Genomic DNA, 16,506 nt, shown 5'->3' with positions numbered 1-16,506 from the left:
AGGAGGAACCCCATGAATCGTTCGACTCGCGTCGCGCTCGCGCTGCTCTTCACGGCTGCCTCGATAGGGAACACCGCCTGTCAGTCGCAGGACCTGCCCATCGGCGGCGATGAGGCCACCTCGGGCGGCGGTGAGGCCAGCTCTGGCGGCGAGGGATCCGACGCGGCCGCGCTGCTCGTCGCGCACTGGGAGGGATACGTCGAGAACTTCGAGTTCCGCTCGGGATCGGACGCGGTGCAGCTCGACATCGATACGGTGGAGGGGTCGGCGATCCAGGGGACGGTGCGCTTCGGGGCGGGGCCATCGATGCCCCCGCCCACGGATCCGGACGTGGGTTATCCCCCGAACCCCGGGATAGAGGTTGGTTACGCGCTCGGCCTGCCCTACGAGGGCTTCGATTTTACGCTACTGGGCGCGCAGCTCAGCGAGAGCCGGCTGCGCTTCTCGATCGCACCCACAGAGCTCTGGAAGGGCTGGTGCGAGCTCCAGACGCCGCGCCTTGTGGTCACCCCGGGCGGCCGAGAGCGCACCTATTTCTGCGAGTCTGAACAGGGCTACTTGCAAGGCAGTGACGGCTGCTTCCTGGCCGAACAGCCCGTCGACTGTGCCTATATCGATCTTTGCATAAAGGAGGTTTGCCATTGTGGCGAGTCCGGGTGCACAGTGGACGCGGAGCTCGCGGAGGAACGGGTCGACTTCGATCTTGAATTCGATCAACAGGAGGCGAACGGCAGCATGGCGATCGAGAGCGCCATTTTTTACAACGTCCGGCTGACGCGCGACCCCTGACGGCGATCGGCTCAGGGACCGGTCCCCTCGACGACGCCGTCATGGTGTGCCGCGCCGCCTGGCACACCGCGGCCCAGCGCCCGCTGGATTCGGGCTGCGATCCGCGGGCGAACCGACCGGACGCCCGGGGCATGCCTGTTGCAGTTCCCCCGGCATGCCTCGGCGCTTATCCCTGGGTCTTGGCTTGCTTACCTCCCTTCTTCTCGCCGGGGGCTGCTCCGGGACGGTGAACCACACAGGTACGGGCGGCGGGGATCCGGCCGGCGCCGGCTCGGTCGCGGGCACGGGCGGCTCCGGCTCGGTCGCGGGCACGGGCGGCTCCGGCTCGGGCACGGGGACCGGCGGCGCGGGGACCAGCGGTGCGGGGACCGGAGGCGCGGGGATTGCCGGAGCGGGAGGCGCCGGTGGGGGATTGCCTGCCCGATGCGCGCTCCCGCAGGATATCGGGCCCTGCGATGGCGCGATCCCCCGCTACTGGCACGATCCGCGAACAGGCGTGTGCGTCCCTTTCACTTATGGCGGCTGCGAGGGCAACGAGAATCGCTTCGAGTCGCTCGAGGAGTGCCAGGAGGCCTGTCAGGGCGGCGTCCCTGACATGGACGCATGCGATACGCTGGGCGATTGCATCCTCGCATCGCCGGGCTGCTGCGGCGCCTGCGATCCCGTCGATGCCCGCGCGTTCGTCGCGCTCAACCGGGCGAACGTACGCGACTACCAAAGGGTGACCGAGTGCGAGGGGGTGGCGTGCGGGCCGTGCCCGGATGTCGAAGAATCTAAGCGCACCTCTCAGTACTTCACCGCGACGTGCGAGGCCGGGCGCTGCGTCGTCGTCGACGTGCGCGAGTCGCCGCTGACAGAATGCGCGATCGCGTCGGACTGCGTCCTGCGCGACGGCATCGACTGCTGCGAGGGGTGCGACGGGAGAGGCATCGTCGCCCTCAACAAGAGCGCGGATCTCCAAGGCATGGTCTGTCCCGGCAACTTCGGCGCCGCGTGCCCTCCGTGCGCGCCCGTGTACCCGGCCGGGATGACGGCGGTCTGCTCCTCGGGCAGGTGTCAGCCTCAGATGCCCGCGACGCCTTGAACGAACAGGAACGACCAGCGCTCCCGGCGTGCGCGGTCAGGCGCTGTCTCCTGAATCGTGGACAAGGCACTTTCCTGCGCCCACCCGGGCGCCTCCCCGGGCTCGGCGCATCATCGCCGCGCTGCGCCGATTCCGGTGACGAGATCCGGCGCATTGGGCGCAAAGGACGGAACCGACCGGAACCGACCGGAACCGACGAACCGACCGAAACCGACCGAAACCAACCGCTCCACCGCCGCCTCGCATTGACGCTGGGCGCGTGGCACCGATAGCCTCTTCGATGGAGCGCTCGTAGACTCTTCTTTCTTCGACCTCCTTCACGAAGGGAGCTGCCCGTGAATCGAAGCACCCCGAGGATGCTGCTCGCGGCCATCGCGCTCTTCAGCGCGGCCGCGTGCTCGGGAACGTCAGGTGATGGCGGGTCGGATCCGGTCGACGGTCCCGGTCCCGGTCCCGGTCCCGGCCCCGACCCCAGCGCGCAGTGCGCGCCCGGCGTCACCGCGCCTGGCCCGACCCCGCGCCTGACGCGGCTGACGCACGCGCAGTACGACAACACCATCCGGGACCTCTTCGGCAAGGACATGAAGGCCGCGGCGGCGTTCCTCGCGGACCCGGCGTTCGAGGGGTTCGACAACAACGCCAAGGGGCTCCTCGTCTCCGACCGCCTCGCCCGCGATTACCGCCGCGCCGCGGAGACCATCGCGGCCGACGTGGTCGTCGACCAGGCCGTGCTCGGCAAGATCCTGCCGTGTGCGCCGGAGGGCGACGGCGCGGCGTGCGCCCGGCAGCTCATCCGGGAGCTCGGCAAGCGCGTCTACCGGAGGCCGCTCTCGGCGGAGCAGGAGGAGGCGTACGCCGCCGCCTACGCTCGCGGCAATGGCCTCTTCGACGCGGGCACGCCGTTCGAGCAGGGCGTGCGCCACGTCATCGAGGCGATGCTCCAGTCGCCGTACTTCCTCTACCGCATCGAGCTCAGCGAGGAGCTCGACGGCGAGGGGATCATCCCGCTCGACGGCTACGAGGTCGCGACGAGGCTCTCGTACCTGCTCTGGAACAGCGTGCCCGACGGCGCGCTCCTCGACGCGGCGGAGGGCGGCGCGCTGGGCACGCCCGAGGGCATCGAGGTCGAGGCGCGGCGCATGGTCGCCGACCCCAAGGCCGTGAGCGCCCTGGACGACTTCCACGACCAGTGGCTCCACATGAGCCGTTATGCGGATCTCTCGAAGGATCCGGCGCTCTACGAGGACTTCGACGCCAGCGTGTCCTCGGCCATGATGGCCGAGACGAGGCAGTTCATCCGGCACGTCGTCCTCGAGATGGAGGGCGATTTCAGGACGCTGATGACGGCGCCCGTCGGCTTCGTGAACGACAAGCTCGCCCCGATCTACGGCGTGGAGGGGCCGTTCACGAGCGAGCTCGTGGAGACGCCGCTCGACCCGGCGGAGCGGGCGGGGCTCCTCACGCAGGCCGGCTTCCTGAGCTCGCACGCGTTCTTCAACAAGAGCTCGCCGATCCACCGCGGCGTGTTCATCCAGCGCCAGATCCTCTGCACCGACCTCCCGGACCCGCCGGCGAACATCAACACAACGCTGCCGCCCCTCCAGGGCGAGATCAAGACGACGCGCGACCAGGTGGAGGCGCACACGTCGCCGGATGCGTGCAACAAGTGCCACGGCGTGATCAACCCGCCGGGCTTCGCGCTGGAGCACTTCGACGCGGTCGGGCGCTACCGCGCCGACGAGGACGGCGAGCCCATCGACGCGACCGGCACGATCGCCGTCGGGGACGCCGAGATCCGCTTCGACGGCGCCGTGGACCTCGCGACGCAGCTCGCGGAGAGCCCCGTGGCGCAGCGGTGTTATCTGACGAACTGGTACCGCTACGGCAATGCCCGCCAGCTCTCGCGCGAGGACGCGTGCACGATCGCCGATCTCGACGCGAAGCTCGGCGCGTCCGGGTACAACATCAAGGAGCTTCTCGTCGCGCTCACGCAGACGAAGACGTTCAGGTTTCGGGCCGTGGAAGAGGTGGACCAATGAATCGCAGAACGTTCCTGCGGGGCGCGTGCGGGGTGATGCTCGGCCTCCCGCTCCTCGAGTCGCTGCGCCCGCGCGACGCCAAGGCCGATCCGGCGAGCGCGCCGCGCCGGTTCATCGCGTTCTTCATGTGCAACGGCGTGAACATGGCCCGGTTCTTCCCGAGCACGCAGTACGGCGCGCTGACGGCCGCCTCGTTCGGGTCGGATCGCGCGATAGCGCCGCTCGCCGCGTACCGGGACAAGCTCTTGATCCCGCGGGGCATCCACATGGCGCCGCGCGGCTACGGGTTCGACCCGAGCGCGGGCGACGATCACGCGAAGGGGATGGGCTGCAAGCTCACGGCGCAGCCGCTCGTCGCGGGCAGCCAGTACGCGGCGGGGATCTCGCTCGACCAGCTCATCGCGAACAAGCTCAACCCGCAGGGCACGCCCGCGCTCACGCTGATGGTCGGCGCGAAGACGCCGAACGTGCGCGGGCACATCTCGTACACAGCCAGCGAGGCGCCCGTCAGCGGCGAGAACAACCCGTGGCTCGCGTACCGGGACCTGATCGGCGGGACGGACATCGAAGAGGAGGCGCTCGTGCGGCTCACGAAGCGCCGCGAGAGCGTGCTCGACCTGGTCTCGGTCGAGTATGAGGCCCTGCTCAAGAAGAAGCTCAGCAAGGCCGATCGCGAGAAGCTCGACAAGCACTTCCAGACGGTGCGCGACCTCGAGGTGGGCATGGGCGGCTCGGGGATCATCCCGCGCGAGCTCTCGCCGGAGCGAGCGGCGGAGATCGAGGGGATCGACCCCGACACCGTGGCGTTCGACGCCGAGTTCAAGAAGGTCGGTCGGATGCAGATGGACATCCTCGCGCTGGCGATCGCGACCGGCGCGACGCGGTCGGCGACGCTGCAATGGGGCTCGGGCGCGGCGGGGCCCATCTTCAAGTGGGATGGGATGGCCCACGAGTACAATCACCACAAGCTCTCCCACGGAAACACGAGGGACGACGACACCGGGAGCGTTGTGGACGGCTACGAGGAGATGCTCTTCAACATCGATCGCTGGTTCATGGGCGAGTATGCCTATCTGCTCGACCGGCTCGCGGGCTACGAGGAGGGCGGGGCCACGGTGCTCGACAACAGCGCGGTCGTGTTCATGAACGAGCTCTCCGACGGCAAGCGCCACGATTTCCGCGACCTGCCGTACATCATCGCGGGGGGCTGCGGCGGCTATTTCAAGACGGGGCAGTACATCAAGGTGACGCGGCAGTCCAATACGGTGCAGGACAAGGACGCGCCCCACAACAAGCTGCTCACGACGCTCGCGAACGCGGTCGGCTGCACCGAGGAGGGCGGGGGGCCCATCGCCAACTTCGGCTCTTACGGCCAGCCCGGCGAGTTCGACGAGCTCAAGGCCTGAGCGGGCTCGTCGCCTGTCGGGAGGCACGGGCCCGCCGCACCCGTGCCTCTGCCCGCGTGGCACGTCCTCTGCACTCGGGCTTCGTCCTGAAAAGGAGCGTTGCCCAGTCATGACGAAGCGACCTTCTCGGCGGACCTTCCTCCACGCCGCGGGTGCCAGCATCGCGCTCGGCGCGTGTGCGGAGAGCGCACAGCTGCGGCAAAACGCCACATCTTCGGGCAAGGGCTCTTCGGAGCCTCCTGAGGGGCCTTCGTCCGGGGCGCCAGAGGAAGAGGACGTCGAGCTGCCGGCGGGCGGTGTGATGCCGACGAGGCCTCTCGGGCGGACGGGCGTGAATGTCAGCCTCCTCGGCCTCGGCGGGTACCACATCGCGGTGCCCAGCGACGAGCAGGAGAGCATCCGGATCGTTCGATTCGCGATCGATCATGGGGTCAGCTTCCTCGACAACTGCTGGGATTACAACGACGGCAAGAGCGAGGAGCGAATGGGCAAGGCGCTCCAGGACGGATACCGCAGCAAGGTCTTTTTGATGACCAAGCTCGACGGGCGCACCCGGGCGACCGCTGAGGCGCAGCTCGAGCAGTCCCTGCGCCGGCTGCGGACCGACGTCATCGATCTCGTGCAGATGCACGAGATCATCCGGATGAGCGATCCCGAGCAGATCTACGGGCCCGGCGGCGCGATGGAGGCGCTCGTGGCCGCGAAGAAGGCCGGCAAGATCAGGTTCATCGGCTTCACGGGGCACAAGGATCCGGACATCCACCTCGCGATGCTGAAGATGGCCGAGCGGCAGGGCGTCCCGCTCGACACCGTGCAGATGCCGCTCAACGTCCTGGATCCGCATTACCGGAGCTTCGAGAAGGCGGTGCTGCCCGCGCTGACGCAGCAGGGCATCGGGGTGCTGGGGATGAAGCCGTTCGCCGGCGGGGAGATCGCGAAGACGGGCGTGGTCTCACCGATTGCCTGCCTGCACTATCCCATGAGCTTGCCGACGTCGGTGGTCATCACCGGCTGCGACAGCCTGGGTGTCCTCAAGCAGGCGCTCAAGGCGGCTTATACGTTCCAGCCGCTCGGCAGCGAGCGCGTCTCCGCGATCCTCGCGCGCACCGCCGCGCTGGGGGCCAGAGGGGAGCACGAGCAGTTCAAGACCACGGAGCGCTTCGACGGCACGACGAAGAACCCCCACTGGCTGACGACCGCGACCCTGTGAGCCAGGCTCTTCAGAAGCCGAAGGTGGGATCCTTCTCGGGAGCGCCCCTGCTGGAGGGCCCAGCCTGAGAGGGCCGCCTGGCCGGGGGAGGCGCCTGCGGACGTGTCGGCCTGCTCGTGGCCCTCGCAGCGCCCGCTGAGGAGGCGGCCGGAGGGGCTGCCGAGGCGTCGGCTGCGCCGGTCGGGGCCGACGAAGCCGATGTGGCGGGGAGGGCGCTCGCGTCCGGGGGAGGCGGCGCTGGCAACTCCTCCGCGCGCGACGGCGGCGCGGATGGCGGCGTGGCCGACACCGGAGCGTCGGACGGAGACGCCGTCGCGGGCGCGGCGGGTACCTCGGGCGCAGGCGAGCGGAGCAGGATGACGGTGGCGATCCCCAGGCCGACCATGAGCACGCTGGCAGCCACGAGCAACCCTCGGGGCGGGGCGCGACGAGCCACGGGCGGGGTCAGAGCGCCGCCCACGGCCTCCAGCGTGCCGCCCACGGCCAGCGTGTCGCCCGGGCCCATCATGCCACCCGGGACCTGCGTGCGGTCTGCCACGACCGTCCCGCCCGCGACCAGCGTGCTGCCGGCGGCCACCACGTTCTCCAGGGCCACGGTGCCACCCCCGAGCGCCGGCACGGCACCCTGAGCGGGCGCGCTGCCTTGAGCGGGCGCGCTGCCTTGAGCGGGCGCGCCGCCCGAGCCCGGCGAACTGCCACGGGCCGGCGCGCCGCCGTGGGCCAGCGCTTCGGTCGAGTCCAGCGAGTCGCGCGAGTCCGGCACCGCCGTGCGCTGCACCGCCGCGGCGAACGCGCGGGCGAGCTCGCTCGCGCTCTGGAACCGCTCCGCGGGCTCGCGCTTGAGCGCGCGTTCCAGGAAACGATCCAGCTCGGGCCAGAGCGCAGGCGCGAGCTGCGAGGCGACCGGGATGTCGCCCGTGCAGATCTCGACGAGCACGTCGCCGAGCTCCTCGCCGGGGAAGGGCAGCTGGCCCGTGAGGCACTGGAAGATGATCACCCCGAGCGACCAGAGATCGCTGCGGAAGTCGATCGTCTTGCTCCGGCGCACCTGCTCGGGGCTCATGTAGTGCGGCGAGCCGATGAGCGTGCCTGTCTTCGTCGCGTCCGCGGCCAGCCCGGTGCCGGTCGCCTTGGCGACCCCGAAATCGAGGATCTTGACGATCTCCTCGCCCTGCCGCGCGAGGAAGATGTTCGCCGGCTTGAGGTCGCGGTGGATGAGCCCCACCTCGTGCGCGCGGCGGAGCGCCTTGCACACCTGGCTCACGATGCCGACCATTTCCTCCGGCGTGAGGCGCCCGTGGCGCGCGAGGTACGCCGCGAGGTCCTCGCCCTCGAGCAGCTCCATCGCGAGGTAGGGCGTGTCGCCCTCGAGGCCGTAGTCGTAGACGTGGACCACGTTGGGCGTCCGGAGCTGGGCCGACGCCTTCGCCTCCCGCTCGAACCGCGCGCGCGCGACGGGGGAGTCGGCGTGCTGCGGCATCATGAACTTGAGCGCGACCTCGACGTCGAGCTGGAGGTGCCGGGCCACCCAGAGGAAGCCCATGGCGCCGCCCGACAGCGGCCGCTCCAGGCGATACTTCCCACCGACGACGCTCCCCGCTTCAAGCGACAGCATGCGTTCGAGCCTTCTGCGTCCCAGCGTCCTTGCGTTCGGGCCTCCGGGGTCTAGCAGAGGCCGGGCCCCGTGTCGCGCGTCTTACAGCGGCCGGCATCTCGCCCCATCATGCCACGGGTCCGGTGGCGCGACGAAGGCCGAGCGCGAGCGGGCTGCTGTCGCACGACCTCCTCCCTGCCGCGGCGCCTCCTGCCGCGGCAGCCCTGCGTCCCCGGGGGCGCTCGGCGCCCTGGCGCTTCGGGGATGCTCCGCCGCCGCGGGGGTCCCGCCGCCGCGCGCCCGAGGAAGAGCCCGCTCCGCCGCAGGGCGCCGGGCGCGCGCCCTCGCCCGTCGCGCGGGGGCGTCTTCATGGCGTCCGGTACTAAGCTGCGTGCGCCATGGTCGACGCTTCCCCCATCACCGCCGTCCTGGGCCCGACCAACACCGGCAAGACCCACCGCGCCATCGAGCGCATGCTCTCGCACGACTCGGGCATGATCGGCCTGCCGCTGCGGCTGCTCGCGCGCGAGGTCTACGACCGGGTGACCACCCGGGTCGGCGAGGCGCGCGTCGCGCTCGTGACCGGCGAGGAGAAGCGCGTCCCGAGGCGGCCGGATTACTGGGTGTGCACCGTCGAGGCGATGCCGATCGATCTGGAGGTCGACTTCCTGGCCATCGACGAGATCCAGCTCGCCGCGCACGACCAGCGCGGCCACGTGTTCACCGAGCGCCTGCTCCTCTCGCGCGGCCGGCGCGAGACCTGGTTCCTGGGCGCCGACACGATGCGGCCGCTCGTGTCCGAGCTCGTGCCGACCGCCAGCATCGTCCAGCACCCGCGGCTCTCGCGCCTCGCCAGCGCCGGGGCCGGCAAGCTCTCGCGGCTGCCGCCGCGCAGCGCCGTCGTCGCGTTCTCGACCCCGCAGGTCTACGAGATCGCCGAGCGGCTGCGCGCGCAGCGGGGCGGCGCGGCCGTGGTGCTCGGCGCGCTCTCGCCGCGCACCCGCAACGCGCAGGTCGCCCTCTTCCAGTCGGGCGAGGTCGACTACCTCGTCGCGACCGACGCGATCGGCATGGGGCTCAACCTCGACGTGCGCCACGTCGCGTTCGCGGCGCTGCGCAAATTCGACGGGCGCGCCGTGCGCGATCTCGACCCCGCGGAGCTCGCGCAGATCGCCGGCCGCGCGGGCAGGCACCTCGCGGACGGGACCTTCGGCACCGTCGCGCCGCTGTCGCTCCCCGACGGCGTGGCCGCCGCGATCGAGGCGCACCGCTTCCCCCCGGTGCGGAGGCTGCTCTGGCGGAGCAGCGAGCTCGACATGAGCTCGATCGACGCGCTCCTCGCGTCGCTCCGGGCGCGCCCGCGCGCCCGCTCGCTGAGGCTCGTCGACGACGCCGAGGACACCGCCGCCCTGGCGAGGCTCGCCGAGGACCCGGAGGTGCGAGCGCGCGCGCGGGGCGAAGAGGCGGTGGGCTTGCTCTGGGAGGTCTGCCGCATCCCCGACTTCCGCAAGCTCCTCTTCGAGTCGCACGTCGCGCTCCTCGCCGAGATCTACGGGCAGCTCTCGGGCCCGAGCGCGGCGCTCGACGCTGGCTGGATGGCCGCCCGGGTGGCCGAGATCGACGACGTGGGCGGCGACATCGACACGCTGATCACGCGGATCGCGTCGATCAGGACGTGGACCTACATCTCGAACCACGCGCGCTGGGTCCGCGACGCGGCGGGGTGGCAGGAGCGCACGCGGGCGATCGAGGATCGCCTGAGCGACGCGCTCCACGAGCGGCTGGTGCAGCGCTTCGTCGAGCGGGGCGCCGCGGCGCCCCGCGCGCGGGCGGCGTCGAGCGCGCGGTCGTCCTCGGGCGCGCGTGCGGCGCAGCGCCGCGCGGAGGACGAGCCGCCTGTGGTGGCGGAGGGGCACCCGTTCGCGCGGATCGCGGCGCTGCGGGCCCGGCTCGCGCCGGGGCCCGCGGCGCCGGCGCCCGAGGAGGACCAGGCGCGCTGGGTCGAGGCGCTCGTCGGGGCGCCGCACGCGCGGTTCTCGGTCGACGTGGGCGGGCGGATCTTCGACGGCGAGCGGCTTCTCGGGCAGCTCGCGCGCGGCCCGACGCTGCTCCTGCCCGACGTGCGGCTGGCCGCGCGCGACGACCTCGGCGCGGGGGCGCGGTCGCGCGTCCTCCGGCGGCTCGTGGCGTTCGCGCGCGATCTCGTCGAGGAGCTCCTCGCGCCGCTGCGCTCGCCCGAGGTGCGCGCGCTCCCCGGCGCGGCGCGCGGGATCGTCTACCAGCTGGAGCAGGGGCTCGGGACGGCGGCCGCGCGCGACGCGGAGGAGCAGGTCGCGGAGCTCGCGCCGGAGGGCCGGGCGTTGCTCGAGGCGCACGGCATCGAGGTGGGCGAGCGCGTGCTCTACGTGCAGCCGCTGCTCCGGCGCGGCGCGCTGGAGCGCCGCCTCGCGCTGTGCGCCGCCTGGTTCGACCGCGGCCGGGTGCCTGCGTGCCCAGCGCCCGGCGCGGTGTCGATGGCGGTCGCGAGGGGCGTGGATCCGCGGGCGTACGCGGCGATCGGCTACCCGGTGTTCGGGACGCGGGCGCTCCGCGCGGACGTGGCGGAGCGGGTCCACCGGGCGCTCGCGAGCGGTGAGCCGGCGGAGCGGCTCTCGGGCTGGATGGGGTGCCCGGCGCGGGAGGCGCCGAGGGTGGCGGCGTCGCTGCTGGGGGAGGAGGTTGGGGGCCAGTGACCGTCCGATCGGTCTTTCGCTGTGCGCCCGTCGATGCGCCCCCGGCTCTCAGTTCGCGATCTCGGGGAGCTCGCTCTGGGTGAACTGCGCGATCTCGTGGGTTGGAATGTCGTAGGCCCCCTCTTAGAGCCTTCACTCGAGCATGCGCCTGCTGCAAATTCGGAGGTTATCGGACGCCATCGGACGCCATCGGACGTTCCCACGCGCTCGCAGACGCACCCGCCGTGTGGCTTGTCCTACATCGCCGCCTCTTCCTCGCCGAGGCTTGGCCATCGCGCTCCGTTTATCCACCTTGACAGATGAACAGTGCTGCGCAAAAGTTCGAGCGGGTATGCCCTGCGCCCGCACGCCCTTCGAAACGAGGAGATGACAATGCCCATGATCGGACGACAGTGCACGCGCGATGGCAGGACGGTCTGCCTTCGCATGAGTGAGGCCGGTCTGCCAGTGAATCGAGAGGAGCCCGGGCTCACGGTCGTGTACGGGTGGTCGAGCGAGGAGCGCCGCGCGCAAGGGCTTCCAGCGTCGATCCAAGGCGTCGAGCTCCGCACCGACTCGGGCAAGGTCCTCGCGTTCGACTACTGCCCGTTTTGCGGCGAGAAGCTCGCGGGGAGCGCGAAGAGCGTCCGGGCGACCGTCGCGCGGCGCACCGCTTCGGAAGGCGCCCGCACCGAGTCGCCGCCGGCGGTGGTCGAGCGCGCACAGCGGCCCGGGCGAGCGATCGAGGCCGTGCCGCCTCAGCCTCCGAGCGCACCGGCGCGTGCGCAAGCGCCGGCGGGCTCGACGACGCTGAAGGTGCTTCGAGAGAAGCTCGGGCTCTCGCAGGCCGAGCTCGGCGAAAAGCTCGGCCTCGCGCGCAGCTCGGTCGCCAACTACGAAAACGGACGGTCACCGCTCTCGCAGCGGCTCCGCAAGTGGGTCGCAAAGCACGAAGCGAAGCTCACCGAAGGGGGAAACGGCGCATCCGGCCGCGGGAGCGCGGCCGCCTAGCCGCCCAGGAGGTCACCGGGCCCGGACGCGCTCTGCCACGCCCTTCGGGGAGCGGCAGACTCTTGCGCGGGCCCGGGGCCGGAGGGGGCTCGATAGAGCCACTCCCGTCGCCTCCGTGCGGCGGTGAGACTTGTGACCGCGCTGCACGTCTGGGGCGCGTCCTCAACCTACCGATGACGGGATCGCTGCATGCTCTGCGTGCGCATCCACGTCATGTTCGGACACGCGCCGAACAGACCGGAGCACCGTCCGACGCACGTGATGAGCCGCCATGGCAACGTCGCCGCGTGGCACGGCGGATGCTTTAGCGCCTGGAGCGCCTGCAGCGGTTGGCCCAGATGAGCTCTGCTATGGCCCTGGCGAGCATCGCCAGCCGCCCCCTTACGCCCGTCATCGAGCTGTCCAAGGAGCATCGACGTGGGAAGCGGCGAACTCTCGTGGTCCTGCGTGTGCTGCGGCCGAGTCTTCGGCGCCGCGCGGCCTGATGCTTGTGTCGCATGCGGGACCGAGGCCCCATCCATTCTCGGCATTCCCATCCTGACGTTCAAGCCGCACGTGTCGATTGATGCGCTGCGGACGCAGCTCGCCACGGTGCCCGAGCCCGACGCGGGGCAGCCGGTGAACCGCGAGGCCCTGAAGCGCGTCCTGGATCCCGCGCTCGCGCAAGCGGCGGGCCTCCCTCAGCGCCCGATCGGCATGAGCGACTTCATGACGGCGCGGATGGCCGGCTGGGAAACCAGGCTCCCGTACCTGTACATCGACTGGGCCGACACAGAGGAATTCCGCGCCGACCGCGCTTTCTTCCTCGACGCGGTCCTGCGGCATTGCCGGGATCGGAGCGTCGCGGCCGTGCTCGGCTGCGGCGCCGGAGGGCTCGTCGCGAGCCTGGCTACGGCCTTCACCGCGAGCCTCGGGCTCGACATCTCGCTGCCGCAGCTGCTGCTCGCCGACCACCTGATGCGGGGCGGCACGCTCTCGCTGCAGCTCCCACAGGCGCGCTGGCGCCAGATCTCGATGCGAGGGCCGACGACGCCTCCCAGAGGGGCGGGCTTCATCGTGGCGGACGCCGCCGCGCTGCCCTTCGCTCCCGGATCGATATCGCTCGTCGTGACCCAGTACCTGCTGGACATCGCCGGGGCGCCGACGTTGATCGCGCGGGAGATCAACCGGGTCCTGTCCCCAGGGGGCGTATGGCTCAACCTCTGCTTGCCCTTCCGCCGCTCCACGGATCCACCGGAGGTCGGGCCCCTGAGGAGCGACGACATGCCGGCTTTTCTCGATGAGCTCGCGTTCGACGCGCTGGAGATCCGCCGGCGGAGAGCCATGTTCCACGACCTCTCGGCGCTCGACGAGTGGCTCCCTGTGTCGGTTCACTCCGCCATTTTCTTCGCCGCCCAGAAGCGCGGAGACCTCGAGCCCGATCCCGTCGCACGCGCCTTCGAGGACCACGCTGCCCGGCGCGAGAGCACGATCCTGGACATGATCCCGCGGTTCATCGCGAGCCAACGCATCCATCTGCTCGAGGGGTTGTTCTTCGGTCCTGGAGGCGCGGAGCCTCGTGTGGAGCTGAGCTTCGCGAACAGCAAAACGACGTCGATCCCGGGCCCGTTGGGTGCTTTCCTGCGCAGGCTCCTGTCGTCCATCGACGGCAAGCGGACCGCTCGCGAGGTCCTGGCCGCCCTCGACCCGGCCGTCGGCGAGGCGCTCTCCGAGGGCGACTTCGTCGTCTTGCTGCGAGCCATGAGGCACCGGGGCTGGATCGAGATCGGATAGATGAACCATCCGCGGGGCGCTCGGCGCGCGTCGGTGCCGCGGCGAGGGGGACCGGCCGTCGCCGCCCGCAGGAGTGCGGGGCCGGATCCGAGCGCAGCGGGCGAGCGAGAGGGAGCAAAAGAGGTTGCGAACGTAGAAAGAACGAAGCGAGGATCGCCGGATGACCTGCGTGCTTCGCGATGGATTGCGGATCGGTTGCGCGGCGGCCGTGGTGCTCGCGGCGGCGCCGGCGGCCGCCATGCAGCCGCCGCCCGGGATCTCGCCGGCGCCTGATGCGCCGCAGGGCGGTCCGGCCGGCGCGTTGCCTGCGCCGGCTCCGGGCGACGCGGCGGCCGTGCCCCTGCCGCCGCCGGCTCCGGGCGATGGGAGCGCGCCGCCGACCGGGGTTGCGCTGCCCGGAGCTCCACAGGCGCCCCTGGCGTGGACGATGAGCCCGGATCCCTGGAAGCGCGGGAGCGCTCCCGTGGACGAGCAGGCCGAGCCGAAACGCGTCTGGTACGGCTGGCAGCACCTCCTCGCGCTCGGCGGGAGCGTCGTGCTCACGCCCATCGCTGTCGCCACGGAGAACGCGGCGCTCGGCTGGATGGCCGCCAGCCCCTTCGCGCTCGGCGGCCCGGTCACCCACTGGGCCAACGGCCACGTCGGCATGGGCTTCGCTAGCCTCGGCCTCAACGCTGGCTGCACGATCGGCGGCGGCATGGCCGGCGTGCTCGTCGGCAGCTCCTCGGACTTCGCCAGAGATGGCGAGATCCTTGGCATGATCATCGGCGGCACCCTCGGAGCGCTCACCGCCAACGTCGTCGACATCGCGTTCCTCGAGGATGAGGAGCGGGGGCCCACGCCGGCCGAGAGCTACGATTACGTTCGCCTCCGCCCGCTCCGGCTCCGGCTCGCGCCGCACGTCGCCGTCGCGCCGGGCCTCACCACCTTCGGCCTCGGCGGCGCCTTCTGAGGGGAGCAGCGGCGCCGGCCCCGCGCCTCGGGCGACGCTTCGGGCTGGTCCGGCCGCGGCGGGGGTGTAGCATCCTCGCGTGTTGACTCCGACCTCAGGTGTACGACGGCTCGCGCTCGCCGCGCTCGCCGCGCTCGCCGCGCTCCCGGGGTGCGGCGGCGCGGAGCAGCAGGAACCCCAGTTCGCCGATTCCCCCGCGGTCCCGCTCCCCGGGCCCCCCGGCGCCGCGCCGCTGGACGCCGTAGGGGGCGAGCCGGAGGAGCTGCCCGGCGTGAACACGGCCGAGCTCGTTCGCCGCGAGCGCGGCACCTGGTGGCAGCTCGTCTCGCAGCTCTATGCGCCGTGCCCCGATCAGGCGGTGTCGCTCGCGCAGTGCGTGCGCGAGGCGCGCGCCTGCGCGGCCTGCGCGCCCGCCGCGCAGCTCCTCGCCGACAAGATCCGCGGCGGCGCGAGCGGCGCGGAGGCGCAAGCCGCGTACGGCGTGAGGTTCGGTCCGAACGTGAGGCAGATCGACCTCGCCGACTCGCCTGCTCGTGGACCGGAGCGCGCGTCGATCCAGATCGTCGTGTGGTCGGACTTCGAGTGCCCTTCGTGCGGGCGCGCGGTGCCGATCCTCGACGAGGTCGTCGACCGCCACGCGCCGTACGTCAGGCTGATCCACAAGGTGTACCCGCTGCGATCGCACCCGCACGCCGAGGCCGCTGCGCGCGCGGCCGTCGCGGCGCACCGCCAGGGCCGCTACTGGCCGATGGAGCGCCTCCTGTTCGAGAACCAGCAGCGGCTCGAGGAGAAGGACCTGCTCGGCTATGCGCAGAAGGTCGGCCTCGACATGGCCCGGTTCCGCGCCGACATGGCGGGCGAGCCGGCCGCCCAGGTCGTCGCACGCGACAAGGCCGAGGCCGACCGCGCCGGGCTCTCGGGGACACCGTTCATCGTCATCAACGGGCGGGAGTTCGATCTGGCGCTGTTCAGCCTGCAGGGCGAGCTCGACCGGTGGATCGAGACCGAGCGCGCGATCATCGAGAGGAGTCAGGCGGCGGCGTCCGGGGGCGGCGCGCAGGGCGACGCGCGGTAGGGTCGCACGGCGAGCCTGCGAGTCGCCCTCGAGGACGTCCTCCGCCGCGGGCGACACCGGGGCGACGGCGCTCCGTCGCCCCGGGGGACACGGGCCGAGATCGGCTAGCTGGGCCGATTGGCCTTCTCGGACACCTGGCTGCCGCCCGCGCTCGTCCCCTGGCCGCTCGCCATCTGGGCCGAGGACCCGCTCTTGATCTCGACCGAGCGGCCGCGCTGCTGCTGCTGCGGCAGCTTCAGACAGACCTCCAGGACGCCGTTCTCGAACCTGGCGTCCACGTCGTCGGCCTGCACGCCCTGAGGCAGCGGGATGGCGCGTGTGAACGACCCGTAGCTGCGCTCGGTGTAGCTCACGCCCTCGCGCTGCTCCTGCTGCTCCTGCCGGCGCTCACCCTCGATGATCAGGGTGTCCTCGCGGAGCTCCACCCGGATGTCGTCCTTCGTCACGCCGGGGAGATCGGCCTTGACGACGAGCTGACCGTTGCGCTCGCCCAGCTCGATGCGCGGTGACCAGAGGGACGAGAGGCCTCGCCCGCCGCCCATCTCGCCCATCGGGCGAGCCTGCCGGGACGGCGCGAGCATCCCTCCGAGGCCGAAGTCATCGAACATGCGATCCATGTCCTCCATCATGCGGCTCATCATCGCGAAGGGGCTGAAGACGCCGCCTGCCGCGCCGTACCGCCCGAGCTGGCCGCCGCCCTGCTGACGCTGCATCCCGGTGGACTGACCCTGGGGAGGGGTCTGACCTGTCGTCTGGCTGCCGGGCTTGCCTTGCTGCGATTTGGTCGCCGACACGTCTTGACCTGTCGGCTGACGCTGCTGTTCCGCCATAAGAACCTCCTTTCGAACGTCGCGAACGTCCG

Annotated in this window: 12 protein-coding genes; 10 read left to right on the top strand and 2 right to left on the bottom strand. The window is 71.4% G+C overall.

Annotation, left to right across the window (positions count from 1 at the left end; genetic code table 11):
• Positions 1–12 precede the first annotated feature (12 nt).
• From WME90_RS40445 to WME90_RS40425, 5 genes are all read left to right on the top strand, one after another.
• Entirely contained in the window at positions 13–789 is a 777-nt protein-coding gene (locus WME90_RS40445; RefSeq protein WP_437277428.1) for a hypothetical protein, read from the top strand.
• A gap of 154 nt (positions 790–943) precedes the next feature.
• On the top strand, positions 944–1,873 hold the full coding sequence (locus WME90_RS40440) for a BPTI/Kunitz domain-containing protein (protein ID WP_437277427.1): 930 nt from the start codon (positions 944–946) through the stop codon (positions 1,871–1,873).
• 335 nt (positions 1,874–2,208) lie between these two features.
• Positions 2,209–3,912 carry a DUF1592 domain-containing protein gene (locus WME90_RS40435; RefSeq protein WP_437277426.1) on the top strand — a complete coding sequence of 568 codons (1,704 nt, stop codon included), beginning with the start codon at positions 2,209–2,211 and terminating at the stop codon, positions 3,910–3,912.
• Positions 3,909–5,318 (top strand): DUF1552 domain-containing protein, encoded by a 1,410-nt coding sequence (locus tag WME90_RS40430; protein WP_437277425.1) that lies wholly within the window; start codon positions 3,909–3,911, stop codon positions 5,316–5,318. The genes WME90_RS40435 and WME90_RS40430 overlap by 4 nt, the downstream gene beginning before the upstream one ends.
• Before the next feature lie 109 nt (positions 5,319–5,427).
• Positions 5,428–6,528 carry an aldo/keto reductase gene (locus WME90_RS40425; RefSeq protein WP_437277424.1) on the top strand — a complete coding sequence of 367 codons (1,101 nt, stop codon included), beginning with the start codon at positions 5,428–5,430 and terminating at the stop codon, positions 6,526–6,528.
• Between the two features lie 10 nt (positions 6,529–6,538).
• On the opposite strand, the gene WME90_RS40420 is transcribed toward WME90_RS40425, so the two are convergent.
• The gene (locus tag WME90_RS40420) at positions 6,539–8,143 is read right to left on the bottom strand and encodes a protein kinase domain-containing protein (protein WP_437277423.1); all 1,605 of its coding nucleotides are present in this window, start codon (positions 8,141–8,143) and stop codon (positions 6,539–6,541) included.
• Between the two features lie 377 nt (positions 8,144–8,520).
• On the opposite strand from WME90_RS40420, the gene WME90_RS40415 reads away from it, so the two are divergent.
• From WME90_RS40415 to WME90_RS40395, 5 genes are all read left to right on the top strand, one after another.
• Positions 8,521–10,854 carry a helicase-related protein gene (locus tag WME90_RS40415; protein ID WP_437277422.1) on the top strand — a complete coding sequence of 778 codons (2,334 nt, stop codon included), beginning with the start codon at positions 8,521–8,523 and terminating at the stop codon, positions 10,852–10,854.
• Positions 10,855–11,301: 447 nt separating this feature from the next.
• A complete protein-coding gene (locus WME90_RS40410) occupies positions 11,302–11,844 on the top strand; it encodes a helix-turn-helix domain-containing protein (RefSeq protein WP_437277421.1) in 543 nt (180 codons plus the stop codon).
• Positions 11,845–12,399: 555 nt separating this feature from the next.
• Entirely contained in the window at positions 12,400–13,617 is a 1,218-nt protein-coding gene (locus WME90_RS40405; protein ID WP_437277420.1) for a methyltransferase domain-containing protein, read from the top strand.
• Positions 13,618–13,777: 160 nt separating this feature from the next.
• Positions 13,778–14,569 (top strand): hypothetical protein, encoded by a 792-nt coding sequence (locus tag WME90_RS40400; protein WP_437277419.1) that lies wholly within the window; start codon positions 13,778–13,780, stop codon positions 14,567–14,569.
• A gap of 79 nt (positions 14,570–14,648) precedes the next feature.
• Entirely contained in the window at positions 14,649–15,644 is a 996-nt protein-coding gene (locus tag WME90_RS40395) for a DsbA family protein (protein WP_437277418.1), read from the top strand.
• Between the two features lie 104 nt (positions 15,645–15,748).
• On the opposite strand, the gene WME90_RS40390 is transcribed toward WME90_RS40395, so the two are convergent.
• The gene (locus WME90_RS40390; protein ID WP_437277417.1) at positions 15,749–16,474 is read right to left on the bottom strand and encodes an Hsp20/alpha crystallin family protein; all 726 of its coding nucleotides are present in this window, start codon (positions 16,472–16,474) and stop codon (positions 15,749–15,751) included.
• Positions 16,475–16,506: the final 32 nt, after the last annotated feature.

The organism is Sorangium sp. So ce375, from assembly GCF_051473855.1.
Classification (GTDB): domain Bacteria; phylum Myxococcota_A; class Polyangia; order Polyangiales; family Polyangiaceae; genus Sorangium.
This window is presented reverse-complemented; position numbering and strand designations above follow the sequence as displayed.

Coding starts and splice junctions, on each gene's coding strand:
- WME90_RS40440 (WP_437277427.1), top strand. CDS start 944: ATGCCTCGGCGCTTATCCCTGGGTCTTGGCTTGCTTACCTCCCTTCTT.
- WME90_RS40400 (WP_437277419.1), top strand. CDS start 13,778: ATGACCTGCGTGCTTCGCGATGGATTGCGGATCGGTTGCGCGGCGGCC.
- WME90_RS40425 (WP_437277424.1), top strand. CDS start 5,428: ATGACGAAGCGACCTTCTCGGCGGACCTTCCTCCACGCCGCGGGTGCC.
- WME90_RS40445 (WP_437277428.1), top strand. CDS start 13: ATGAATCGTTCGACTCGCGTCGCGCTCGCGCTGCTCTTCACGGCTGCC.
- WME90_RS40415 (WP_437277422.1), top strand. CDS start 8,521: ATGGTCGACGCTTCCCCCATCACCGCCGTCCTGGGCCCGACCAACACC.
- WME90_RS40390 (WP_437277417.1), bottom strand. CDS start 16,474: ATGGCGGAACAGCAGCGTCAGCCGACAGGTCAAGACGTGTCGGCGACC.
- WME90_RS40420 (WP_437277423.1), bottom strand. CDS start 8,143: ATGCTGTCGCTTGAAGCGGGGAGCGTCGTCGGTGGGAAGTATCGCCTG.
- WME90_RS40430 (WP_437277425.1), top strand. CDS start 3,909: ATGAATCGCAGAACGTTCCTGCGGGGCGCGTGCGGGGTGATGCTCGGC.